Raw genomic sequence first — 12,367 nt, forward strand, 5'->3', positions numbered from 1 at the left:
TTACCCCGCCAGACTGTCCCGGATGATGGAATTGATCTCAATGATGTCGGAGAAGTCTTCCTTCTCCCATTGACGCAAAGCCTCCGCCTCTTTCAGCACCCAGATACCGACCGATATCAGGTTGGCCCGCATTTCTTCCGGCAGCTGATTGGCGTCATCCGCGAGGTTTTCCATGAAGAACCCCCAGACCCTGCGCGTGTAGAACAGCGCATCGATGGCTTCCGGGGAACGGATGCCTTTTTCCTGTGCGGTTGCCAGCTTTCCGATGATGATGCACATCGCCTCATGTTCGTTCAGCCGTTCATCACTGCAAAGGTCATCCATCACCTCAGCGTAAGACAAATTGTACATGGCCCCTCTCTGGTGCTCAGTTGAAATTGGTGGCGCGCCACTTGCCGGATCAGATGTAGTTCAGGAGGCTCAAGCCCTGCATCCGCGCGGTCACGGAGTAAGTCGTTTCAAGCTGGGTCAGCGCCGTGTTGAGGCGAACCGCCGTCTCTTCCTTGTCAACGAGCTCCAGGTCGTTGATGCGAGTGTTCAAAATGCTCGTTTGAACGGTGAGACGCTCATTTGCCTGAGCGACCTGCTGCTGAACGGTGCCGAGCTTGCCCATCTCCGTTGTCAGACCGCCAATGCCCTTGCTCAGTGCTTCGATCGCCACATCGACCACGACCTTGAAAGTTTCATCGGACAGGGTCTTATTGCCGATATCGGACATCATGGTGTAGGCCTTGGCTAAATCCCGAAAAGCCAGCTCATTGGCGCTGGTGGAGGAACTTACCGTTTCACTTGCCGAAATCCGGCTTGCCAGCGGCGTATCCGATGCAGTCGACCAAGTGGTGCCCCAGGCTGGATCCTGGAACATCGTGTCGAAGTTTCCGCCGAGATATGCGGACATTGCAGCCGGCGAAATCGTCGCGACATTTGGATCGGCCTGATTGAAACCGAACTCGGCCAAAAAGGCGGCATCTGCGGCAATCTTGTTCGGAGAAGCGGGATCAGAATAATCTGCAAACGGCAATTCATCCGCGTTGATCCCAGCAAAGACAAAGCTACCGTTTAGCTGGGTGTTTAGGCGTGAAACCATCAATCCCAATTTGCCTTCGGCGTCGGCCTTGATGATATCCGCGCTTTGCGGGTTCTCCTTCAGCGCAACAAGGGTCGCTTGAAAGTCTTGCGCTGTGGTGAGGATATCGTCCATGGCCGCTTGACTGACGTCCAGACGGGACTTCGCCAACGCGTTGGTATCCATGATCCCGTGCAAGAACTGGAATTGAGAACGCAGCGTGACGCTCTCACCCGTTCGCGTACCGAGATCCAAGCCCACATCAAATTTACGGCCCGACGACAATTCGACCCCAAGCTTGTTGACCAAATTGGACTGGCTCAGGATGTTGCGCCGCGACGAATCTGCCAGTGTGAAGGTTGAGATAAAGGTGGTTTTCATGGCTGTTACCTCGTGGCCATCAAGAGATCGTCGAGCATGGAATCAACTGCAGTGATCAGGCGGGATGCCGCCGAATAAGCCCGCTCGATCTCGAGCAGCAGCGTCATCTCTTCATCAATGTTGACACCTGTGGTGTTGTTGAGGTTTTCCGCTGTCCGCCCGACAATGACGGACTGGATTTCAACATTGCTGGTCATGGTCTTGCGGCCACTCTCCAGCCAACTCACTGACGATGCGGCGAAAGAGGATAGGCTGGCATCCGGATCAAGCTCGACGGAGGACGCGAAAGTCCGCGGTGTGTCGAACGCCGTTACAAGTTCCTGTAGGCGGTCGGAGAACCCAGCATTGCCTGCCGGGTTGTAGTTGAAGGCCGCGCCCGCCAACCCGCCATCGCGGATGGCATCAAGGCTGCCGCCCTGATCCGGATCTGCGTTTGGATTCACTCTGATATCAGCTGCAATTCCGCTGGGCACAGTGCTTGGTGGAATCGGTGTCCCGGTCCCCAGAAACAGCCCTTGCTGGAAAACACCGGGAGTTGTTTGATCTTCTTCCTGGAAAGCTTCAATCAGCCCTCGGGCGATTTCATCCAGTTGATCTTGATAGGTTACAGCTGTGTCGTCTCGAAGTTCAGCCAAACCATGCAGGCGACCTGAAGAAATCGGCATGACCGCGCCCGGTCCCGCAACCGGGACGCCGTCAACGATGACAGCATTTCCCGATGTGTTGGGGTCATAGGTGATGGTAGGCGCGAAAGTCACCGACCGCGCAGTCGTCTCAAACAGCGTAACGCCACTGTCTGTGTAGACCACAACATCCCCGTTCGCCCGGCTGAGCGTGGTGATGCCGATCTCTTCCGACAACGACAACAGAACCTGGTCCCGGCTGTCCAGGGCATCGGTAACATCTGCTCCGCTTTGTGTGCCCTTCACGATCACAGAGTTGAGGTCTTCAAGCTTTCCGAGCAGTGAGTTTATTTCACGGACGGACGTCGCCATGTCAGCGTCCGCCGTTGCCCGGACATCTTGAACCAGTTCTGTGCTCGAGCGGAGGCTGTCAGCCATATTTTTGGCGTTCAGCAGCGCATCTTGAGCCATGACAACGTTGTTCGGATCGGACGCGTAGTTCTGCAAAGACAGTTTCAACTGCCCGAGCTTTGCCGCAGGAGACGTTTCCAACTCGGTATCACCGATTGTTTCGGCAAGCCGCGTCATTCCGTCCAGGACTGTTTGCTGAGACGTTCCAACCGACGTTGATGAAAGAAGTGACGAATACAAAGCACTGTCGGAAAGGCGAGCAATTCCGTTGACCTTCAACCCACCGGCTTGGCCGGAAGAGGTGTACATCGTGCTCAATTGCACGGATTTTTTCGAAAACCCCGGCTCCTGAGCGCCCGCAATGTTACGGGCGATCACCGAAGATTCTGTCTGACGGGCAGCCAGCGCTGACTGGGCCACCTGCAGGGCGACGGACAAACTCATGACTTAATACTTTCAAGTTTCAATGCTGAACGGCATCAACGGACCAGGTTCACCAGTTCCTGCATCAGATCGGAGCCGGCCTTGAAGACCTGGGAATTGGCCGTGTAGGTGCGCTGGGATTCGATCATCGATGTGAGTTCGTTGGCGAGATCCACGTTGGAGCCTTCGAGCGCGCCAACAGCCAACTCGCCGAGACCGCCGTCACCCGGGAAACCCACCCGGACATCGCCTGAGTCAATCGACGGGCGGTAGATGTTGCCGGACACCGGATCCAACTTGTCCGGGCTCGGCACATCTGCGAGCGGGATCTTGTAGATCGGCCGGCGGTCGCCGTTTGTGTAGATCGAGTACAAGGTCCCGTCTTCACCGAATTCCACCTTCTCAACGGAGCTCGGTGCGTTCCCATCAGCATCTACATTGGTCACAGTGAATCCGGCATCGGTGTAGGTGGAGTTGGTCAGGTCAATGTCATAGGTGCCACCATTCGGAACCGTGATGTTGACCGCAGTCACCGCGCCGGTCCGTTGACCGGTCGTTGTGTCAAACTGAATGGTGCTTGTCCCGATGTTGGCGGCACCATAAGGGAAACCACCCGTGGCCGGATCCCTGTCAGCAGCGTTGTAAACGGTCACTTCCCAATCGGTTGTCGGCGGCGTGTCCGTCGTCTTGGTGTAATAGACATCCAACGTTACTTCATTGCCGAGATTGTCGTACACGACCAAGGATGTCTTGTGCGAATACTCGGCGGTCGCAGCGTTCGCGGACGGCAAGTTGGCAGCCGCAACAATTGCAGAATCTTCATCAACATTGGCATGCAAAGTGGCCGCGCTCGTTGGTGTCGCTTCGAGCTGATTTTGAGTGATGTTGACCGGTTCTAGGCCACCCAGACCATTTGCGACCACAGACGGTGCATTGCCGTTGGTAATCGGATAGCCCTGCAGATACATGCCAGCTGTGTTGACGAGATACCCTTGGCCATCCGGAACGAAGGACCCTGCACGCGTCAGGGCTTGAGATGCGCCTGCCCCGGTGCTGTCGGACACAATAAAAAACCCATTTCCGTCAACTGCCAGATCAAGCTTCGAGGTTGTGAAGCTCATGGAACCCTGATCGGAAATGGCGTATTTGGTATGTGCTTGAACGCCGCCGGAATTGTACGATCCACCGCCTTGAGCGAGAACCTGGGACGCGAATTCGGTTTCCGCGCGCTTATATCCGGTGGTGCTTGAGTTTGCTATGTTGTCGGCGACCGCGCCAAGTTTGCTCGATTGCGCGTTCATGCCGGACACACCGGTGCGCATAATCCCAGAAAGACCCATGGAATGTCTCCAGTTTCCAATTCAACTGGTGACAGTCAAACCGATCCAGCTTGCGCGAGGCTGTAGCCCAAAATCATTTTTATCAATCATTACAGAAACTTATTTATCTTAAACTTTAAATATCGGGATTGCGAACCGGACCACAGGGCGCACACGGCGACGGTTTTTGACGTTCAAGCGCCGCAGAACGCTTTGGAGTTTTTGGTCCAGTTGCCGAAACCCGATGCAACCATGTTGCGGATCACAGTGCAGACATAGCGCTTCTGGGCGGGATCGTTGTTTGGACCGGCATGATAGCGGGCTACCGCCATGGTCCATGAGCCCTGGCGGCCACGCAGCTCCTTCAAAAACCGGGCGGCATATTGCACGTTTGCCCGCGGATCGAGCATGTGATCCACGGAACGGAACTGATCCGAATGGTAATGATGATTGATCTGCATGCAGCCGATATCGATCAGCTTCTTGCCGTTCTTGCGTGCCGCCTCAATATCCCGGCGCGCTGCTGTCCGGCTCGGCGGAAACACCGATTTGCCTTCGATATTCAATGCATGCGGATAAAGGGAGTTGCGCCGGCCGGTCTCGGTCAGCCCCACAGCGTAGAGAATCCCGAGGGGGACCTGATATTTGCGTGATGCAGCCACCATCTCGCGTTCGCAGACATTTTGAATTTCCGCGAACGCCGGGATCGGGTGGAGGACTGCTGCACTACATATAGATGCCGTCAGAGAGGCGGTTGCCAGGACCGTCTTCATCGCTTTGCTCCCGTGCCGGTTCAAAACCAGGGAAGGCACTGCTTTCGTCATTGCCACCAGTCTGTTCGCCGCGGCCGCCGGTGCCATTCCCGGATGCGTTCTGGTTCTGCTGGTCCCCAAACGCACTGCCGTTTGTGCCTTGCTGACCTTGTGTGGAGCTGGAGTTGGAGACGTTGGTGGTCACGGTGGCACGGTCATCGGCGGCCTGGATCGTGATCGTATCGGCTTTAAACCCTGTGGTCCGAAGCATCTGATCCAACAGTTGCCTATCTTGCTTCAAGAGCTCGGCTGTCTGTGCTTTGCTGGTCGCCAAGGTTACTTCAACATTCTCGCCGACCATACGAAGCGAGACTTTGACTGTGCCAAGTTCATGCGGGGTCAGCTGGATTTCTAAAGTCTTCAGAACCGGCCCTTCGGCTTTGTGGGTCAGCCTACCTTGAGTACGTCCGGTATCGACCGGCATGTCCTTGACGGCTGTTGCGATTTGCTCACCCACCTGTTGTGCGGGTGAAAGCCGCATATTCGGCGCAAAATGCGTTTCCTGGCGCAGGACCTTGACCGTTCCCGCGGCTTCTTCCGGCAAGGCATTGCGGGCTGCGGCCGTACCTGTTGCCCCCTCGCCAACACGTTCGGGTTCGATACCAAACTGGGCGAAAAGCGATGATGTCCCGGTCTTTGCAGCTTCACCAGCAGCAACTTGTGCGCCGTTTGCTGCTTTTTGAGCCAACATAGTTTGCTGACCAGCCGTATTCTGCGATGCCGTTCCTGGAAAATTGCCCTGCGCTGGTTGTGGCATCCCCTGCCCGGCACGCGCAGCAATTACGGTTCCAAGAGGCAATGCGGCAGCAGCCGGCATGGAGTGCTGAGTAGACTGGGTTTCAGCAGCGTCTTGCCCTTGAGCGCTTTCTTTTCCGGCGGGTTGGGCACCCAAGACTGTCTGGGACGCCTTTCGGATGGCATCCGTCAAATTGGCTACGCTAAAGGAAGACGGTTCCTGCTTGCCAGCGGCATCTGATTTGACTGTGTTTCCAGTTTCTTCGCTTGTCGCTGTGTCTGTCTGCTCCGGACCTTGAGTGGTTGCCGCTTGCCGGTCGCCATCCTTTGCGTTGCCATCAACAGCCTTCAAATCTGACATCATGGCCCGAAACTGATCCGCGACATCTTTTCCGGTGTTCTTGCCGCCCTCGCCCTGGTGCCCGTCTCCGCCGACAGGAGCCTTGGAGGGCGTGCGGATCATTGCATGCGGTGTTACAGTCATTTCTTCACGTCTCCAGCCTGAGCCAGCAGTGTTTCGGTGCGGCGCAACAACAACTCCGCTAGTTCCATGTCGGCCGTGAGCCATTCACGTTCCGCGGGCGTTCCAAGTGTTCCGCCGGAATTGAAGGCTCCAATGAAGTTGTCGGGTGGATCCGGGAAATGACGGATCGAATTCAGAACGGTGTTCACCGCATACAAAAAATCCAAATCCTCAGGCGTTAGAGCAGCCTTGTTCACTGTCCACAAGAGATCCCGGTTGGGCTTGACCGCTTCCCGGTTCAGCCGGGTCGCAACCTGGTAGATTTTCAAAAGTTCGTATTCCGCGGTTCCTGCAACGGCCAGCATTTGAGCCTGATCGGTCGCCTTCGAAGCGATCTTAAGGTTTCCACCCAACAAGGCCGAGCGCGCAAGCCGCATGTACAGCCCCCGGCGGCTGTCGTCTTCGAACTCTTCAAGCACGCCGTAAAGCAGATCAAATTTGTCCTGGTCTTCCACGAAACCGAGCGTGTCGAGTGCAATGGCAAACCGGCGCCGGAAATCACCGGAATAGACCGAGGCCCGATACCGGCGCAGATACCGGATCGAAAGCGTCCGGAAGCGTTCAATGTCCCCGACCAGACCGGCGACCAAGACCTCGCGCCTAAGCGCAGCTTCCTCAACCAGCGTTCCTGGCATCAAGAGGCTCGCGATCTGTAAAAGCTCCATCGCCCGGACCGGATCGGTCTGGATGTAGGGAACCGCTTTTACCAAAGCTATGTGCCCACCAAGGCTCGGCGGAAGATTCAGCGGGTCCACATCGGCAAGGCGGGTCAGCATGTCCTCTTCGCGGCCTTCAACATAGGCCAAGGACGCTTCCATCAAGTTCAAATCGATGACTGGCGCCGGGGTCAACGTCAGCAAATGACGTATAACCTCCGGATTACCGCCGCTCAGAAGATGAATGACCGATGCCCGGGCATTGCGCGGATCCTGCCAGGCTTCCGGCGGTAATTGCAGAAATGCCTCATCCATTTTTTCGAGCAAGGCCCGCTGCATGGCCGCAGCTGAATCACTGCCTGAAGCAACCTGCTCCTGTGCGCTTTGAAGCGCGCGCACCATCTCAAATGGCTCCTTGACAGTTGAGTTTGCTGTTGCCTGGCCCGCGAAGACCACCACAGCTCCAAGGATCGCGGCGACGGTGGCAGTAGTATGCTTCACCCACCGAAACTGAGTTGACCAATTGTACTGGTTCATTCCGCCGCCTCCTCCAGCAAGTAGATTTCCACCCGCCGGTTGCTCGCGGCAAACGGATCTTCCGCATTTTTCAAGTGCCGATCGGCGGCGCCTTCGATGCGCACGAACCGGTCCGATCCAACACCGCCGCGCGACAGCATATACAGCGCCATATGGGCTCGCGCCGAAGACAGCCGCCAATTGTCATAGGTCGCGCTTTTGAACGGACGAGCATCTGTATGGCCGGTTATGACAATCTGCGCTTCGGTTTTGGAAATCACCTTGCCAAGGCGTTCAAGCAAGCTCACCAGCTCCGGACGCGGCTCAGCCGAGCCTATGGCAAACATGCCGAAGTTCTGATCGTCGGTTAGACTGATAAGCGCCCCATCGTCTTGCCGGACGACTGTGATCTGCGCAGCGGTGTTTTCAAGCAGTGTACCTTCCGCAGCCTCCAGGACTGTCAAGAGTTCGGCGACCAAACGAGCTCCGGGTACAGGCTCGGCTTCAGTTGCTCCACCTTCGGTCTCGGCCGGTACAGCGTTTTCCTGATCTCTGCGACTTACATGCGCAACGATCTGGTTCTGTGCAGTTCCGTTAAGTTCGGAAGGACCATCGCCCGATGCAGTTCCGGCTTCGCTGGTTGGTCCGGTTCCGCTTTCAGTTTGGGCCAGCTCTGTGGTGCCATCGGTTTCGAAGGGCGCACTCCAGGACTTGTCACTTTCTGTTTGATCGCCGCTTTGACCTGCGCCGTTTCCGGTGCCCGGCCGCGTCGGCAAACCAGCTGTTTCGGCAGCTGCGCCGTCAACGCCGCGGCCCGGCCGGAATTGCCAGAACTGCGGGTCGAACGGATCCCGGTAGGCCTCACCACCGAGGGCGCCCTGTTCTTTTTCCAGGCCTGAACCAATACCCTCCGGATTGGATTCCATCGTCCGGGCAACATTGATTTTCTGGGCGAGCGTATCGAGCACTGCGTATGGATCAGTAAACAAAATGGACTCTGGATGAGATTGGGTGAATTCCCCAGAGGTCGCCTGAGCGCCCGCCGTTGCTTTTATCTCATCAGCATCCGATGCATTCACCCCTTCCGTTTCCACCTCCGCTTCACCGGACCGTTCCAGGGTGCTTTTCTGCTCATCCGTCCCACCGAGCTTCCCGGTGAACAGTTTGGTACCGTTTTCGTTCGTATCACCATTGACGATCGGGTCATTGAGGCCCTTTCGGTTGGGAGCTGTCGAGGCCAGTTTGACCGGATTGAAGTATTGTGCGACCCCGCGGCGGACGCTTTCGTCGGTCACGTTGATCAGCCACATGACCAGGAAAAACGCCATCAATGCCGTCATGAAGTCTGCATAGGCAATTTTCCAAACGCCATGGGGCTTTTCGTCATCGTCCCAGTTGTTGCGGCGTCGGACAATCACAATTTCATTCGGCATATTGTCCATCAGACCGTCTCCTCAAGCTGCAACGCGTCGAGCTGGCCCAGCCAGGCTTCCAGCCTGGTTTCGATAACGGTCTCATCGAAAATCGCTTCCAACTCGACCTGGTCGGCCGGCTGAACCTGAATCCGGTCTTTCAAGTCCGGCAGTTGCTGGAGCACCTGAGCGACAAGTGTTTCCGGTCCACGCATCCTGATAGATGTTCCACCAGGTACCTCTGCCAGTTGTGTCAGTTGCTCGGCGAAGGCCCTGACCAGCTGGTCGACGACGTTTTGCTTTAGGAAAGGCATCAGTAGCTTGGAAACCGAATAGGACAGACGTTTTTCCGTGATCTCGAGAAAGCCATCGATCGCGGCTGCGACGTTTGCAGATTCCCTCATCTCAAAGCGGATCTGCTCTTCCTCCAGATCCCTTGCATGTTTCTCGCGCTCCTGTTCAAGGAGGGCCTCGTAGTGATGACGGGTACGCTCGTCTCCCTCACTCAATCCACGCTCATATTCCGCGCGCCGGAGCTCTTCCTCGCTCAAGATGGGTTCCGGTTCGTGATCCGGCATGATCACGTCAACCATCAGGGCGTCTTCAGGATCAAAAGACTTGAAAGTCGGGGCCGAAAAAACCGGAATATGGGCGGCTGCAGATGCGGTCATCAGGTGCGCTCCGTGTCATAGAGCCACTGGCGCAGGATCGCGGCAGACTGCTCTTCGTTGAACTCCAGAAGGGATTCCAGCTTCTTCAGGGCGGATTTGTTCCGCTTGCTGTTGAGGTCCTGAAGCAGATCGGAATGGTCCGGCGGCATCAGGAAACCGGTCTCGCCATCCATGGGATCTGCGGTATCTTCTGCACCTTCCGGCAACAGACCGATTTCTGCCATTTCGGCCTGCTCGCTGCTCACTTGCGGCACGAGGGCAGCAACAGCCGGACGCAACCCGAACCAGATCACCAGCATGGACACCGTCAGGATCGCCAGTGCGTTGATGATGTTGCCGGATTGACGGAGCAAATATTCGGTGACACCGATCGGCGGGATCGGCTCCAGATCCCGGCCACCATCGACGAAGTCGACAACGGAGACTTTGACGAGATCACCCCGCTCTTCGGTAACGCCTGCAGATGAAGCCACTAGTGCTTCGATCTCGCGAACCTGTTCTGCGATCTGGGATTGGGTCGGTGATCCGCCTAGAGAAGCCGCCAGGCGCGCACGGTCGACAAGAACGGCAATGGACAAGCGGTCAACACGGTAGCCGTCCTGCGATGTTTCGATCCGTTTGGACGAGATTTCATAATTGACGGTCTCTTCGCGCCGTTCCGCTTCCTCCAGAGAGCGTTCACCGCCATCTGCTTCGACATTTTCTTCTGGCAGGTTTTGTTCCGCAGTCACTGGCGTTGCCGCGCTGGAGTTTTCCGCATTTTCGTTTTCACGAATTGTGCGCACAGACCGTTCGATCCGCGAATCCGGATCAAAGATGGTTTCAGCAATCATCTTCCGGTCGGTATTGAGCTTTGCCGCGACGCTGACCTGGAAGTTGTCGAGACCAAGATACGGTGTCAGTGTCTTGCGGACGTTTTCCTGGATACGGTTGCTGACGGCTGTTTCAAGAGTTGCCATCTGACCCGCAGACGCTTTGGTCGGGTCCTTTCCGGCCGCGAGTATGCCGCCGGTCGTATCCAGCACCGTAACCTTTGCGGCTTCCATGCCAGGAACACCAGCCGCGACAAGGTGCCGGATGGCGTCGGCGGTGCGCACGTCATCCGGAATGTCGGACCGAATAACCACCGAAGCCGACGGCGGCTGCTGGTCGCGCCGGAAAGAGCCTTTTTCGGGCAAGACAATATGGACACGCGCGGCACGGATGCCTTTCATCAGCTGAATTGTGCGGGCGAGTTCGCCTTCCAGCGCCCGAACCCGCGTCACTTCCTGCATAAAGGATGTCAGGCCCAGGGATCCTAGATCATCAAACAGCTCGTAGCCGGAGTTCGCGCCGCGAGGGAGCCCCTTTTCAGCAAGAAGCATTCTTGCTTTGGCCGTCTGGCCGTGGCTGACCATGACCGCATCACCTTCAGAGTTGACGTCAAACGGAATACCGGCGTCGCGCAAGGCGGAGCCGATCCGCGACACGTCTTCGCCGGTAAGGCCTGTGTAAAGCGGCGTCGTTTCCGGTCGGCTTAAATAAAATGCGCCAGCGCCAACTGTGGCGATGGTCGCAAGGCCAATCAGAGCAAGCGCAATCAATCGGCGCATGCCCAATTCCATCAAGTTGGCCCAAAGTTTTTCGGCGTGTTCACGGCCCGGCATGCATAACCCCTTCATGCACGTTCGTCTCAAGTTCCCCGCACTATCGGATCCGGAGCTTGTGCGAGCCTGTCATGTTTTGGCGAAGGGGCTGATTCCAAAACAAAAAAGACCGCGCCCAAAAGGGCGCGGTCTCTCATCCGGAAATCGGTGACGATTAACGGAACAGGGACAGAATATTCTGTGCGCCCTGGTTGGCGATGGAAAGAGCCTGAATGCCGAGCTGCTGCTGTGTCTGCAGAGCCTGAAGGCGTGTCGACTCTTTGTTCATGTCGGCGTCCACCAACTGGCCGATACCACGATCAACAGCATCAGTCAGGTTGGATACGAACGTCTGCTGGAGATCGATGCGCTTCTTGACGGAACCGAGGTCAGTCGCCGCATCGGTTACTTCCGCGATGGCCAAGTCAACCACCGCAATGGTTTCCTGGATCGTCGTACGGTCAGCAACGGAGTCGGTCAGAGCTGATACGTCAATGTCCTCGATCGCGACAGTGGTACCACCAGCTGTGTAATCACGGTCCATGAGACCGGTGTCAGCAGTGGTATCAAACAGCCGGATGTTGGTCACATCAATATCAATGCTGTCCAGTGTGAACAGGCCAGCTGCATCGCGGCTAAACGAAGCAATGACGCTTTTTGTGGCGTTCGCAGTTGCAGAGTCTTCCTGCAACCAGGATTCACCGTTGAACACAGCAGACGATGCGATTGTGCCGAGCTGGTCCTGCAGCTGGTCAATGTCTGACTGAATCTTCGCCCGGTCAACACCAGCGCCGGAAGCGGTGGTGAGTTTGGACTTGATTTCGTTCAGAACATCAACGGTGCTGTTCATGCTGGTATACATGGTGTCAACAACCGCAGCGCCCAGGCCAAGAGAGTCGTTAACGGCACTCAGAGCCATATTGTCGGAACGCATGGTCGTTGCAATGGACCAGTAAGCCGCGTTGTCTTCCGCACCGCCAACACGGAGACCGGTAGAGATACGATTCTGCGTGGTCGCCATGTTTTTGTTGGTCATGCTCAGCGTTTGCAGAGCGGTCATTGCTGAGCTGTTAGTAAGCAAGCTAGACATGATATGTCCCTTTCAAATCATAAGTTTTGAGGATGGGACATTCCGGAGTTACACCGGGACGGCGGGGCAGCATCATGCTTTTGAGCGTTGGTAGGATTTGCTCA

The 12,367-nt window shown here is 56.4% G+C and carries 11 protein-coding genes; all 11 read right to left on the bottom strand.

Annotation, left to right across the window (positions count from 1 at the left end; genetic code table 11):
- On the bottom strand, window positions 1-351 hold the full coding sequence (gene flaF, locus ACQY4Z_RS00610; RefSeq protein WP_428525750.1) for a flagellar biosynthesis regulator FlaF: 351 nt from the start codon (window positions 349-351) through the stop codon (window positions 1-3).
- A 49-nt stretch (window positions 352-400) separates the two neighbouring features.
- Window positions 401-1,447 (bottom strand): flagellar hook-associated family protein, encoded by a 1,047-nt coding sequence (locus ACQY4Z_RS00615; RefSeq protein WP_428525752.1) that lies wholly within the window; start codon window positions 1,445-1,447, stop codon window positions 401-403.
- Window positions 1,448-1,452: 5 nt separating this feature from the next.
- A complete protein-coding gene (gene flgK, locus ACQY4Z_RS00620; protein WP_428525754.1) occupies window positions 1,453-2,925 on the bottom strand; it encodes a flagellar hook-associated protein FlgK in 1,473 nt (490 codons plus the stop codon).
- Window positions 2,926-2,960: 35 nt separating this feature from the next.
- A complete protein-coding gene (locus tag ACQY4Z_RS00625; protein ID WP_428525756.1) occupies window positions 2,961-4,244 on the bottom strand; it encodes a flagellar hook protein FlgE in 1,284 nt (427 codons plus the stop codon).
- A gap of 173 nt (window positions 4,245-4,417) precedes the next feature.
- Complete coding sequence (locus ACQY4Z_RS00630; RefSeq protein ID WP_428529678.1) at window positions 4,418-4,888, bottom strand: transglycosylase SLT domain-containing protein; 471 nt, start codon at window positions 4,886-4,888, stop codon at window positions 4,418-4,420.
- Between the two features lie 61 nt (window positions 4,889-4,949).
- The gene (locus tag ACQY4Z_RS00635; protein ID WP_428525758.1) at window positions 4,950-6,254 is read right to left on the bottom strand and encodes a flagellar hook-length control protein FliK; all 1,305 of its coding nucleotides are present in this window, start codon (window positions 6,252-6,254) and stop codon (window positions 4,950-4,952) included.
- Window positions 6,251-7,486, bottom strand: a complete 1,236-nt coding sequence (locus tag ACQY4Z_RS00640; protein ID WP_428525760.1) for a chemotaxis protein — start codon at window positions 7,484-7,486, stop codon at window positions 6,251-6,253. The genes ACQY4Z_RS00635 and ACQY4Z_RS00640 overlap by 4 nt, the downstream gene beginning before the upstream one ends.
- Entirely contained in the window at window positions 7,483-8,907 is a 1,425-nt protein-coding gene (locus tag ACQY4Z_RS00645) for a MotB family protein (protein WP_428525762.1), read from the bottom strand. The genes ACQY4Z_RS00640 and ACQY4Z_RS00645 overlap by 4 nt, the downstream gene beginning before the upstream one ends.
- Window positions 8,907-9,548: a hypothetical protein gene (locus tag ACQY4Z_RS00650; RefSeq protein WP_428525764.1), complete on the bottom strand. Its 642-nt coding sequence runs from the start codon at window positions 9,546-9,548 to the stop codon at window positions 8,907-8,909. The genes ACQY4Z_RS00645 and ACQY4Z_RS00650 overlap by 1 nt, the downstream gene beginning before the upstream one ends.
- Window positions 9,548-11,194 carry a flagellar basal-body MS-ring/collar protein FliF gene (gene fliF / locus ACQY4Z_RS00655; protein ID WP_428525766.1) on the bottom strand — a complete coding sequence of 549 codons (1,647 nt, stop codon included), beginning with the start codon at window positions 11,192-11,194 and terminating at the stop codon, window positions 9,548-9,550. Before fliF ends, ACQY4Z_RS00650 begins: the two co-directional genes overlap by 1 nt.
- 154 nt (window positions 11,195-11,348) lie before the next feature.
- Window positions 11,349-12,263, bottom strand: coding sequence for a flagellin (locus ACQY4Z_RS00660; protein ID WP_133949884.1), 915 nt, complete (start codon window positions 12,261-12,263; stop codon window positions 11,349-11,351).
- Window positions 12,264-12,367: the final 104 nt, after the last annotated feature.

Origin of the sequence: Roseibium sp. (assembly GCF_965276855.1) — a bacterium.
Lineage (GTDB): Bacteria > Pseudomonadota > Alphaproteobacteria > Rhizobiales > Stappiaceae > Roseibium.

What these genes read in the sequence shown, in the direction of transcription:
- flaF (WP_428525750.1), bottom strand. Translation starts at nt 351, where the DNA reads ATGTACAATTTGTCTTACGCTGAGGTGATGGATGACCTTTGCAGTGAT.
- ACQY4Z_RS00615 (WP_428525752.1), bottom strand. Translation starts at nt 1,447, where the DNA reads ATGAAAACCACCTTTATCTCAACCTTCACACTGGCAGATTCGTCGCGG.
- flgK (WP_428525754.1), bottom strand. Translation starts at nt 2,925, where the DNA reads ATGAGTTTGTCCGTCGCCCTGCAGGTGGCCCAGTCAGCGCTGGCTGCC.
- ACQY4Z_RS00625 (WP_428525756.1), bottom strand. Translation starts at nt 4,244, where the DNA reads ATGGGTCTTTCTGGGATTATGCGCACCGGTGTGTCCGGCATGAACGCG.
- ACQY4Z_RS00630 (WP_428529678.1), bottom strand. Translation starts at nt 4,888, where the DNA reads ATGGTGGCTGCATCACGCAAATATCAGGTCCCCCTCGGGATTCTCTAC.
- ACQY4Z_RS00635 (WP_428525758.1), bottom strand. Translation starts at nt 6,254, where the DNA reads ATGACTGTAACACCGCATGCAATGATCCGCACGCCCTCCAAGGCTCCT.
- ACQY4Z_RS00640 (WP_428525760.1), bottom strand. Translation starts at nt 7,486, where the DNA reads ATGAACCAGTACAATTGGTCAACTCAGTTTCGGTGGGTGAAGCATACT.
- ACQY4Z_RS00645 (WP_428525762.1), bottom strand. Translation starts at nt 8,907, where the DNA reads ATGGACAATATGCCGAATGAAATTGTGATTGTCCGACGCCGCAACAAC.
- ACQY4Z_RS00650 (WP_428525764.1), bottom strand. Translation starts at nt 9,548, where the DNA reads ATGACCGCATCTGCAGCCGCCCATATTCCGGTTTTTTCGGCCCCGACT.
- fliF (WP_428525766.1), bottom strand. Translation starts at nt 11,194, where the DNA reads ATGCCGGGCCGTGAACACGCCGAAAAACTTTGGGCCAACTTGATGGAA.
- ACQY4Z_RS00660 (WP_133949884.1), bottom strand. Translation starts at nt 12,263, where the DNA reads ATGTCTAGCTTGCTTACTAACAGCTCAGCAATGACCGCTCTGCAAACG.